The 12,086-nt window shown below is 32.7% G+C and carries 11 protein-coding genes; all 11 read right to left on the bottom strand.

Annotated features, from left to right (window positions below; genetic code table 11):
- Positions 1 to 192 precede the first annotated feature (192 nt).
- On the bottom strand, positions 193 to 798 hold the full coding sequence (locus RBU59_RS26510; RefSeq protein ID WP_308148647.1) for a class I SAM-dependent methyltransferase: 606 nt from the start codon (positions 796 to 798) through the stop codon (positions 193 to 195).
- Between the two features lie 12 nt (positions 799 to 810).
- Positions 811 to 939: a hypothetical protein gene (locus RBU59_RS26505; RefSeq protein WP_308145471.1), complete on the bottom strand. Its 129-nt coding sequence runs from the start codon at positions 937 to 939 to the stop codon at positions 811 to 813.
- Positions 940 to 1,013: 74 nt separating this feature from the next.
- On the bottom strand, positions 1,014 to 1,481 hold the full coding sequence (locus RBU59_RS26500) for a GNAT family N-acetyltransferase (protein ID WP_308145470.1): 468 nt from the start codon (positions 1,479 to 1,481) through the stop codon (positions 1,014 to 1,016).
- A 103-nt stretch (positions 1,482 to 1,584) separates the two neighbouring features.
- Complete coding sequence (locus RBU59_RS26495) at positions 1,585 to 2,109, bottom strand: GNAT family N-acetyltransferase (RefSeq protein WP_308145469.1); 525 nt, start codon at positions 2,107 to 2,109, stop codon at positions 1,585 to 1,587.
- 300 nt (positions 2,110 to 2,409) lie between these two features.
- Complete coding sequence (locus RBU59_RS26490; protein WP_308145468.1) at positions 2,410 to 2,973, bottom strand: GNAT family N-acetyltransferase; 564 nt, start codon at positions 2,971 to 2,973, stop codon at positions 2,410 to 2,412.
- An 811-nt stretch (positions 2,974 to 3,784) separates the two neighbouring features.
- The gene (locus tag RBU59_RS26485) at positions 3,785 to 7,030 is read right to left on the bottom strand and encodes a DUF5704 domain-containing protein (RefSeq protein WP_308145467.1); all 3,246 of its coding nucleotides are present in this window, start codon (positions 7,028 to 7,030) and stop codon (positions 3,785 to 3,787) included.
- Between the two features lie 20 nt (positions 7,031 to 7,050).
- Positions 7,051 to 8,271, bottom strand: coding sequence for an S-layer homology domain-containing protein (locus RBU59_RS26480; protein WP_308145466.1), 1,221 nt, complete (start codon positions 8,269 to 8,271; stop codon positions 7,051 to 7,053).
- Between the two features lie 669 nt (positions 8,272 to 8,940).
- On the bottom strand, positions 8,941 to 9,891 hold the full coding sequence (locus tag RBU59_RS26475) for a hypothetical protein (protein ID WP_308145465.1): 951 nt from the start codon (positions 9,889 to 9,891) through the stop codon (positions 8,941 to 8,943).
- Complete coding sequence (locus tag RBU59_RS26470; RefSeq protein ID WP_308145464.1) at positions 9,878 to 10,393, bottom strand: hypothetical protein; 516 nt, start codon at positions 10,391 to 10,393, stop codon at positions 9,878 to 9,880. Before RBU59_RS26470 ends, RBU59_RS26475 begins: the two co-directional genes overlap by 14 nt.
- A 37-nt stretch (positions 10,394 to 10,430) precedes the next feature.
- Complete coding sequence (locus tag RBU59_RS26465; protein ID WP_308145463.1) at positions 10,431 to 11,294, bottom strand: hypothetical protein; 864 nt, start codon at positions 11,292 to 11,294, stop codon at positions 10,431 to 10,433.
- The gene (locus RBU59_RS26460; RefSeq protein WP_308145462.1) at positions 11,291 to 12,085 is read right to left on the bottom strand and encodes a hypothetical protein; all 795 of its coding nucleotides are present in this window, start codon (positions 12,083 to 12,085) and stop codon (positions 11,291 to 11,293) included. The genes RBU59_RS26465 and RBU59_RS26460 overlap by 4 nt, the downstream gene beginning before the upstream one ends.
- Between the last annotated feature and the right edge of the window lies 1 nt (position 12,086).

Genomic DNA, 12,086 nt, shown 5'->3' with positions numbered 1-12,086 from the left:
ATCTGGTCTTGTCGTTTCATCAAACAATTCAGCGTTTGACAATTGATATACAGAACCTCAGAAACCAGCCCAAGATTACATATCCTGTTTCAAGTTCCATAATAAAATATGGATCATCCTCTATGTTCTTTTGATTTTCACACATTATACAATTCAATTAATAAACTCCTGCTATAGTATTATCTTTGCAGTTTATTTTTTTAATTCCCAAAATAAAAACAGCGGTATTTTTTGTAACCAAGCTATTGTTGTTGAAATCTGTGCTTGCTCCTTTGTTGGGCGGGGTTCATTAATATCCACGATAGTCAATCCGCTTTTTATAAATGTTTTCACATAATCTTCAATAGTCCTATGCCTCCATATGACCGATGTTGTACCATTTGGTAAAAGAGCTTCCCACTCCGTTGGCTGAAAATAATTTTTCACAACTACTTCACGATTAATTCCTACGCCCTGCCGAACAATTCCGTGGTCATGATTTCCGTCGAAACACGGGTGAAGAACACTTGCAAATAATTTTCCTGATGGTTTTAGAACTCTTACTACTTCTTTGATTGTTCCTACAAAATCTTCACAGTCCATTAGCATCATAGAACAAAGAACAATATCAAAGGTATTGTTCTTTATTCCATATAAATCATTACTATTACGTATATAATGTTGAATTTGCAATCCGTTAACCTCAGCTTGTTTCGCGGAATAAGCAATACTATTTTCAGAACAGTCAATGGCCGTAACAGCAGCATTTCTTTTAGACAACTCCCGTGAATACCCACTTTCTCCACAACCAAGATCCAGTATTTTTTTCTCTCAAACTTCTCCTAATAAATTTAACATATAAGGCATAATAAAGTACATTCTGCTTTCACCTGATTGTGCTAATTCAAACCATTCTTGTCCAAGTTGATTCCACGATATTGTAGAACTATCATGTTTCATCTACTATCCTCCATATCAAATTTAATTTTGGCATTAATAACGATTGCAAATCAAAACCCCCTGTATCTTGGAATTTATCTCTTAATAAGCAATTCAATGCCAAACTCATCTATTCCATTTTCAACGAATCCATTGCTTTTCCAGAACCGTATTCTGTCCTCCCTGCCATCGCAATTAATTTCATAATATAAAGCACCAGCTTTTTGCGTATAGCTCTCCAACGATTCAAAGCATCTATGCCCTGTTCCGTTTCCCCGAAACTGCGGGAACACCCAATAGTCCAAAATAAAGCATTTTCCATCTTCACTCTGATAAGTACAATATGATACTGCACCAAGTCTTATATTATTCTCCACAAAATATACCAGATGATGCTTATCTATCTTTCTAAGCATATGCTCTTTAATTACTGACCGATATTCATCACTCTGGAAATATTTTATATCTTCATCTTCTAAAATGAATTCCTCTATTAGATACTCATAATGTATTTTCCAAAAATCATTGATTTTCTCTACAGGTATTTCTTCAATTTGTATCATATAATTACCTCTCAAATTCAAATCTATTTGCATTACTGCAAAGCCTTTAGTTACAAGCACCACTGAAAGTGAAGCAACTTAGAAACACATTATTACGTAAACACTACAGGAGTATCCAATATCTGCGAACAAGACGTTTTCCCTCTTCTTTGGATTCTAACATGACTTTATCCATCAAAATACCTCCATTATTTTCGCAAATACAGATTGAGGCATAGTTATCATCATCTATATTTAGCAGCACCTTTTCAAGCTCATAATTTCGTGCAATTTCAAGCCCTTGTTTCAATATTTCATTTCCATAACCTTTGCCCCATTCAGTTACACGGACTGAGTACCCAATACTTCCAATCCCAAACATTATATCATCATTTAATTCGAGTCGAAGTTGAAATTCTCCAATGAATTTACTATCATCAATTGCCCATAAATGAATACCTCTGGCATATCCATCGAAGCTCTCCTTTTCTTTTCTGGCGTACCATTCAGCAGTACGTTCATACCAATTTTCATCAATCTTCTCTGGATTGGTTGGAACAAATGTTACAATATGATTATCATAAAACTCCTGGCAATATTCTTTATATCCTGCCACATATGATTGATTACGAGGTATTACTTTTAGCATATTTCCTCCTCAGACATTACACTAAATTTATTCGCAGTGGCTACCGAAAGTGAAGCAGCAATTATATTATAACACCTCGAAATGAATATCTCTACCTATTTATTCCAATTTCATCAACTATCAATACTTGTTATCAATGTACTTAATCAGCCAAATCCTAATTGATGAAATAAATTTCATTTAGCACAGTAAAAAACCTATCAATCTTTAATTGAGTTGATAGGCGCATACAAATTTCTTATTAATTTGGTTAATACACTATTTTTAGTGATTGCAAACAAACTACCCTTCGTATTATGCTTATTCGGCACGTATCCAATCTTCAGATGTTATTTCATAAAAACAATAATCACCGCTAATTTGTGCGGAATCAGTAAATTTCTTGTACTTCGTCTCAAGATAATGCATACCAGATTTTTGCATTACTTTACCGCTCGCAGGATTATCTGCATGGTGGTGTGTATGAATTTTAGTAATACCTATTTTATTGAAGGAAAAAGCCAGAATAACTCTGCATGCTTCCGTTATTATGCCTTGGTTCCAGAAACTTTTGCTAACAAGGTAGTGTATGGATGCACTCTTTTCTTCATTGTTTATTTCATTCAAGTAAATGTAACCTATTGCTTCCGATAGCTCCTTAAAAACTATCACCCAATGATAATTATCAGTTTTGGCATAATCGTTAATCCACCCTTGAAGCAATGATTTCGTTTCTTCGATATTTTCGTGCGGTTTCCACCCGAAAAATCTACTGACTTCAGGATCAGTAACCCAATTACGAAACATATCCTCAGCATCTGTTATTTCATATTTTCTTAATAGAAGTCTGTCGGTCTCCAAGGTCTGCGTTCCAATATGTATCAAAGTGTCCTGCCTCCAATTATATAAATACTCATTAATTTGTAATAGATAACGATTGTAAATCAAATCCCACAGTATATAATTCCTTTTAAATTTAAATTTTTCCTACATTACTGTAAAACCTTTAGTTACAATCGCTGCCAAATGCCTATCCAATATATTATAAGCGTATGACGCTTTCTAATAAATTTTCATCTAATTTCAATATGAACTTTAGTATAAAGTGCATGATTTTTTTCACTGCATAGTCCGTTTAATTTATTATACCTTTAATTTCATTAACAACTTGCGCAATTGTTTTTTTGTCGGTATTAATAACATAATCGTCATGATGAGGTTTCATTCTCAACCATTCAAACGATACTTCGTTCGTATCGCCGCGTTTTTTATTGTACTATTAACGAGAGCATTTCATCTTTGAAACGCTTTGGAATTTCATCAAATTCTCCAAAAAAATCCAGCGGTATCCACCATGGTGTTTTAATGCACCACGAAAGCCTCAATCCGCCTATTACTGGAGAATTATGATTACAAATTAGTTCATAACTGTTTTTTTAATCAGCTATTATACAGTTCTCCATACGGTATCCTCTTAAACTTATATATTATCTCTAGTTTTATATTACAAACCTATATCGAATTATAACTCATATTATAACACCTTTATAGGATTAGCTCTACCTTTTTATTCCAATTATTCCAACTATTTCTTCCGGTCCGGCTCTCGTAGGTCCTTAAATAATTAAAGTGCAAGAAAATCACCCTCCTTGCACTTTAATATAATAAAGGATTTTAAAAAAACGACATATTCAGCCTAATGTGTTCCGGCAGATATATAATCTTTTGAAGCAGACTTATTAGAATAATATAAAGCATAATCTCCATCTATGAAATTAAACTGATTCCCTTTATAATCAATTTTTCTATACTGATATCCCTCTCGATTCCACATATTACAATATCCTCTGGCTGCATTATCTGCATTAATATAACTTAAATGCCTTTGACCATTCTGTATAGTTTCTATAGCAAAATTTACAATGATATACCCACCTTTTAACCAAAATGGTTCCTTATAAGTTAGACCTCCATAATACTTAACATATTCCTTAATATTGTATCCTTTTGGTGTGATATGAATTTCACTGGGAATATAATATTCACCATACCAGTTTTGTACGCTTTTCGCTACAGAAGCTTCTGCAACACTAACAGGAATGTTGGGTATGTAACCCTCAAAAGTTCTTAAACTTCCGGGAAGCATTATATTTATATATGTATATATATTCTTTACCTGTGCTTTCCAGTCTTTTAAGGATACTCCTGAGAAATATGCTGTCTGATTTAATGCCTGTTCCGGTATTCCAAGATAAAGATCACCTGTTCGTATGCTCTTTATATTTTCAAAATCAAGTGGGCTTCCCATCTTTACCATGATATTTTTCTTTCCGTTAAAAGTTTCTGAATAATAAATATCAACTTCTTTCCTGTTATTACCAGTGCTGTCTACATAATAGAAAGTTGGTATGATCCGAACGTAATCATTATCACCATACATATTTCCGACAGTCTGCAGATTAAACCTTGTTACATATCCTGTTTTTATAGCTCCTACATTACTGTATTGTGGATGTACACCATTTACCAGAGCTAAAGTATATTTAAGATTGTTTCCATTACTGTTTCCATTTTGGTCTTTATCTCCCACTGTATACTTAAACCCGGTTAAGGATAAGGAATTAGGAATACGGAAAACATTTTGCCATATTGGATAATCGGATATGTCATAAAGATTTAATCCATAAATACGACCGGATATTTCTACATTGGTTGTATCCGTAGCTACATAATTTTCAAGTTCCGTATTAGCTAAGGTTTCTGTCTTATTAATACCATCATTTGCATCTGAATTTATGGCGATACTTCGAAAATTAATAGTATACTTTCCTTCATCTACCCAGGTGGGTAAATAAAATTGGGTATTGGATGAAACGCTCGTCCATGTATTTTTCTTTACGAAAGTTCCACCGATAGATGAACCTTTATAAACATCAAAAGGAAATTTTACCTGCCGGGATGAAATGTACTTTTCATAATCGTTATAACCATAGCCCTTTATGTAACGGTGATCTCCTGTTGTGGGAAGTTTAATATTAAAAGACCGATCGAGTACCAGAGAAGCTCTGCTGGCATCCGGATTGATCATCTGATTATCCTGATAATTATCTTGTACTTTAGCATCACAAACGGTTGGTGTATGTACAACAACATTATTGACATCAGTAAATTCATATGTTGTTTCTACATCTGTAGGATTTATTTCCGCAACTGGTATATAAGTTACAGTTCCTGTGGTTTCATACTCTGCATTTGCTGTATCCTCCGGTATAACCAGTCCAGATTCATATAATACATTCTCACCTATTTCATTTAATCCGGAAGGGATTTCCGTAGGAATATCCGTCATCTTCTCTTTCATTTCGTCTGACATGATTATTTGACCATTAAATAAAAGATTGTCGTTTTTACACTGTATTTCAGCAACCGCATCTTCTGCATCACTCCTATATTCCCTACTTGGTACACTGTTTGAATGCACTGTTTCTGAACCTAGATCAATAGTAATTTCATCATCCGGTTCGACCAAGTGATCATTCTCCTCATCATTATGAATATACTCAACTGTGGGCAAGTCATATCCAACGGGGTTTAGTATTATATTGCCTCCGGGTAGAGCATTATTATTTAGTTCAGCATTTCCTACCCCATATACTCCCAAAGCAGAGATAATCCAATAAGAATAATCACGAGCTATATTATAAGTGTATGTCATATGTTTTGTTTCACTATGATGCACGGTTTCAGAATCCCCCGTATCAGGATCAGTTCTTGTTGTTGTCCATCGCAAAACATATGTCTTTTTTACATTTACTGTATAATATTTCGTTCCATATTTTCTTGTAAAAGTACTGCCAGCCAAATATTCACTGGTAAATGCGTTGGCATAAAGGGATTCCGTTCCAGGAATACCATCTTCCACGTCATAAGCCTCATTCCCCCTGGTATCTGCATGAAGTTTTGCAGTGGGATCAGGTTCTTCATATTCTTTGGCTATCTCTTCTTCCTCTTCACTATCTGTTCTGGTTGGATAACGTCGGTAGATTGCTACTATATTCAAACCGTCCCCGTCCTCAGCACCTTGTACCATAAGAAAATCTTCGTCTCTGCCACTGTCATGCCTAAGATATTTTAAATCATCTTCATATTGTTGCGGGTATAAATTTTTATCAACAGATGTCTTTCGGTTGCCAAGTTTTCGAGTACTTGGAAGATTCTGATAATAAGTACGGTAAAGAAAATAGGTTTCATCGTTATAATTCTTGATATCCGGTACATTAACTGAATCAAGTATAAATGAATCATGATTCTGAAACTCCCCGCAATCCAGTGTCCCTGCAGGAATATAATTTCCCGATTGATACAACTGATATGTAATCGTTACAGGATAGGTTCCTTCTCCTGGATTATAATATATCCTGACATCAAAACGATCGTTAAAATCATTTCTATTCGCCCAGCTTTCTGCATTTTTAATTCCTTCTAAAGTTTTGTAGGTATCTTGTGCTTTCGTACCATTATGTACTTTAATAATACCATTCAGGTACAATTCATCATTTTTTTTGATTGTCGCTAAATTAGTATCATCTAAAGCATCATTTACTTGTTTTTTTGTTAGATAAAAAGTAACCGTTTTTGTTCCGCTAGGATTTGGTATTTCAACTTTTTGTCCAGATTTTAACATAAAGGTAGCATATTTATTATCCTTTAATGGATTTCCATTACTTATATCCCTACGTACTGTAAATCCAATGGTTTCCCATGTAATATTTGTCGTTGCTGCAGTATCAGTAGTTGTAAATTCAAAATTACCATTTGATTTCATTTTTGCGTCTGTTGCAGCTTGAACCCTCTGTACTGGCATAATCAGAGCAAGGAATATTATAATATAGATTGTAAAAAAAGATTTTTCTTTTAACAGATCTAGTAAATATTTCTTCAAATTATTCCTCCTTTTTTACATTAATCAGAATAATCCTGCAATGAATCGTTCGTAACATAGTAATCACTTCCATTACTGGAACCATTAATGGTACCTAGCTCAATATCATAAACTCCTTCAAACCACGTATCTTTTTTTAGATCTGGCATCCAGATTAAATCACCACAAATTAAATCTTCGGCAGTTATTTTTGTTCCAGAATAATTGACTTTAAATTTTATGTAAGTTCTTACATAAAATCCAGCTCCCATCATATATAAAGTAGATGGTTCAATTGATATCTCTTTGCTCTGAATTACTATTTTATTTTTCTTTACTACATTTATATAATCTTTAATACCGTCCGTTACCCTTTTATCATTTTTAGCCTCACCATACTGTGTATAGGCACTTCTTAAAGTATTAATCCAGTTATTATCAATGGTCCGATAATCAACATTTAGACGGCTCTTTAAATTTGTTTCTATCCTATCCATCCAGGTTTCTTTGTATTTATTTAAATCCACAGTATAAAGATTAACATCTTTCATCTTTGCAGGGTTTGCATAATCTACTAATTCCTTGGGTTCATAATAATATTTTGCCCTTTGATACATAAATTTTACTTCATAAAAAGAATTTGGATAGGTTTCCAAAATATATTCATAATCCTTTGCATTTCTCGGTAAATTAGTCGTTCTTATTAACTGACCATCCGGACTTAGCTTCGCCCTTTTTTTGGTGTCCTTCAGCATAGAAATAGCATCTTTCGCTCCGGAAGTGGTCATATATTCACTTCCACGAAATTCACGACTCTTTATGTAATATCCCTTGCTGTAACCTTTCATAAATCCCTTTGCATAGATTTTAGCGACTGTCTCTCTTTTATCCTTGGCTATCTGTGATATATCTGAAATTCGGTCTTTCAGAACTGTATTGAGCAATTCTGAATCCAAAGTGTCACCATGCAGATATTCATCTGCTCTATTTAAAATTACTGCGGCATCCGTTCTGGTTGTATATTTACTGTAATCAGAGAAATCACCCTCTTTAATGATACCGGCTTTCAATGCTGCCTCTAAGTAAGTCGTTTCAACCTTCAAATCAGTTGCCTCAACAACTAATTTTACAAAATTATATAATTTGATTTTACTGCTGGTCGCTGCATGAGCAGATGGTACTACGGAAATAATAGATGTTATTAGAATTATCAAACTTAAGAATAAATAAATCCCTTTTGTTTTAATTATATTTAATTTCATAAAGTGGCTCCCTTCATTAACTAAACGATTAATCAATTTAATTTCCCCTTATTCATTTCTGAATTTACTGAACCAATGTTTAATAACTATTAACACTATCCAAGTTTTTATTGACAACTATACATTTGGTCTAGAATAATTTGCAAAGAGTTTCCATGTAGTTAAGTGACTTATTGTTAATTTAAAACTATTTCAATTAAAACAGTTATTAAAAAGCTCCCCCTCCTTTTCTTTCTTATTGTTTATTACGAAACTTATTAGAAATTAAATTTCTTTTTTGATATTGCAGTATATTCTCTCCATATAGCTAATTATAGGAACACATTTTGTTATTAGGATATACCTAATTGTATAAGTTATATAATCTCCTAAAGTAAATTTTAAATAATATTATTATTTTCATAATAATTCAGAAACCACTATTCAATCTACTGTTAAAAGGTTCTGTTTCTCATAATGCATCTTTAATATACCAACTAGTTTTTTGTTCCAAATAGCATGATTTATCAGCAGTTAATTTGAAACTACTGAATAAAAGGTAGAATATCACCACTATTTCTCAGATAACAGAAATATACTTTTCCTCTTATATTATGACACAAAACTACATACAAATTTTACCACTCTATACATTTGCTCGTCAATCATTAACCTACTTTTCTTATTATTTTAAGGATTGCAATCCGGACAGGGAAAAGCTCCCTCAAGGGCACATTCTTCTTTTGTATAATAAGGTATTCCTGAATCAGCTATCCGTTTACAACTATCCTTGTGATATACCTTTAGATCATTTATTTTTGTTATAAAATAAGCACTGCTTTTCTTAATTCTTGCTCCGCCTAAAGCATACCGATTATAGGTATCTAACCCTGCGGCATTATAAGGGTATCCTTGAAATATGACCAGCATACTTATATCATTTACCGTCTGATACCAATCTGCTTTATTAATCTGAGGAAGCCAGAATCGATAGGTTATACCATATTGCTCTGCTATATTATTATGTAAATTAATATAATAATTCATTTTTTCTTCTATTTTACCAATAATAACACTTCTTCGTATTTGATCAAATGCATCTTTTGCTAACAAAGTACCCGGAAAATGAGCGTTTAAATCATGGTAGTCTCCTTCATAAATTAAATTTGCAGATCTATCATATAAAGTTATATAATCTCCTAAAGTAAATTTATAAATAATATTATTATCTTCATAAAAATATGGAATTTTTTCACTCCACTTTGATACTGTTAATACTTCATCGTTTGATCTGTAGAGTTCAGAATAATTAATATAAAATCCATCGGTATCAGTTACTAAAATAACTGGGATGTAATTCTTTAACCGGTTTTCCAAATGACTGTTACCAATAACACCAAAATTAGCGAAAAGTGATTCGAAGAATTGTTGCACTGCCACTTCTTTATTAAGGATAAGTTTACGATTACTGTCCACTTCTACCAAATTCATAACCCCGTCATCAATTGCATTATCGAGAGCTTTATTATACTCGACCTGTTTATTTGTTATTGCTGTTAAATTATTCAAACGTATATCAATTAAGGTAATCATTAAGAGTTCTAGCACAAAAAAAATAATGGCTAAATTAGTAATCTTCATCTCTTATCATACCTCCGTAAGTAACTAATATCTGTTCATCAGGTATATCCCATGAATAGAATAGTTCCATAAGCTTTGTGGCTAAGGTTCTGGTACGATTAAAAACCGTTAAGGATATATAATCTCCTTGGGTAAAATAGTATTCAACTCCCCTGTCAAAGGAATCCATGATATCATCCTGATATGTATTTCTGTAATAAGTATTATATTCATTTAAAAAAGTTCCGGTATTTTCATCATATACAGGCTCTACAATTTTATGGCTATGAACAATTTCTATTTTATATAAATTATTAGTAGCATCTATTTTCCTGATATAATCCATATACATTTTACTGCTTAAGTGACCTGTATTCTTTATGCTGTCGACAAATTTTGCCGTCTCATTTGTTATATAGTTTTGACTGATAGCATCTTGTTTCTGCGCCATATATAATAACGGTCCCAAAAACATAACAATTGCTGCAAGAAAAAAACAAACTATTTTACTGAAAGAATTCATTCTTATACCCTTTGCATACCGCATATACGGTATTGCCTTAACGATATATATTTTTACATACTCTTACCAATTCATTCTGAGAACCGAATCCCAAAAAAGAAAGATGAGCAGTTTTTCCCTGATAGAAAATCCAGACACTATCGTATGCATTTAGTTTTCTTAATTCAATTGAATTAAAATCATCTGACTGGTACGTATAAAAATCAAATGGTATTCCTGAAATTCCACCGGAAACCCCATCAATTTTCATATCCCTGATTTCATCAATGACTCCAAACCCTTTATATAGTTGATATATCCGTTGAGCTAACACCTCCAGTTTATCTGTAAAAAGCAGATTATGGCACTCAAAATCATAGATTTCCTCGATTTCCTCTTTTGTTATCTCATAAAACCCCTCCTCCCCCTCTTTTTTCAAATCCGCCAGATGATAAGTGTTTATCAGCATGGTTAAAGCGTCGTATTTATATTGTTTTTTAAAGATATACAAAAGAATCTCAAATTTATCCTGCGGTGTTAATAAACTACGGTTGGTAAAAGGTATGATTCTGTCTATATTTTCCTCCTTGATTCCTAAATTTTTTAAAAGTATTTCTTTAATATAATCCTTTACATACTCTTTTGCTCCTATATCCCCATAACTGCAGCTTCGTAAATTTTTTCTGATCAGGCTTTTTATTTTATCTCTCTTAATCGTCTCAGCCTTATTCAGATTCAAATCGGCGATATTCTTATTCAAGATACTCTCAAATGTATTTTTAACTTCATTCACCAGATAAGGTATGTGATAGTGATCTGTATATATTTCATCCGGTATGCAACTATCCCTTTTCCCTGTGAAATATAAACCTGATAAGGTCATTCCGGAGATTATAACGATTATAATTAAATTAAATATCACGTTATCTCACCTGCCTTTTTTTTATTCGCAAATAGCAAATCCACTGCTTTATTTATCTTTTTTAAAAAATTTTGATTATTATCACCTTTGTAATTAAACAGGTTCTTCAATATATACTGCATTACCTTACCGTCTGCCATAGCATCCATAAATCCAACATCATAAGGAATTACTTCTGTTTTATTTCGTAACAAGGGATAACATCTTTCCAGATTTTTTAGATTATACCTGGAATTACAATTATACTTGCCAATTAGATATAAAGTTTTATCTTCAGGTAAATGATTTCCGGAGAAATACTTATCAATCATATTCTTATCCTGAGCAAACGTTACTACAATTATATCTGCATCCTCCATGATTTTGTTCGAATATTCATTCTCCCCTGCTGCCAGATTAATAAATATAAAATCATAAAAACTGTTGATTGAATTAACAATAGCAGGAAAAGTAAGCGAAATATCTTTCTCAAATAAATACCTATTCTCTTTTGTTGTACCCGGCAATATATGAATCATATTGTTGTAAAGAGACATAGAAGAATCATTAATAATATCTTCCGTTAACGGGGAAACTTTAATATTTCTTGCTAAAGAATCAATTCCGATATCTTCATACATATCAGACGTTTCAGCATCAAATATGGCTTTTTCCATACTCCGATCCATAAATTGATTATGTAATAAATAAACACTTTTCTTTAATTTTAGACATGACAGAAGAGCTATGGCAAGCATACTTCCTGTAGTTCCGGAATGCCCGGCCAATGGGCTCCAAAATACTATTTTCAAC

This window comes from Anaerocolumna sp. MB42-C2 (assembly GCF_030913705.1).
Taxonomy (GTDB): domain Bacteria; phylum Bacillota; class Clostridia; order Lachnospirales; family Lachnospiraceae; genus Anaerocolumna.
Note: the sequence above shows the minus strand (reverse complement) of the source record. Positions and strands in the feature narration are given on the sequence as shown.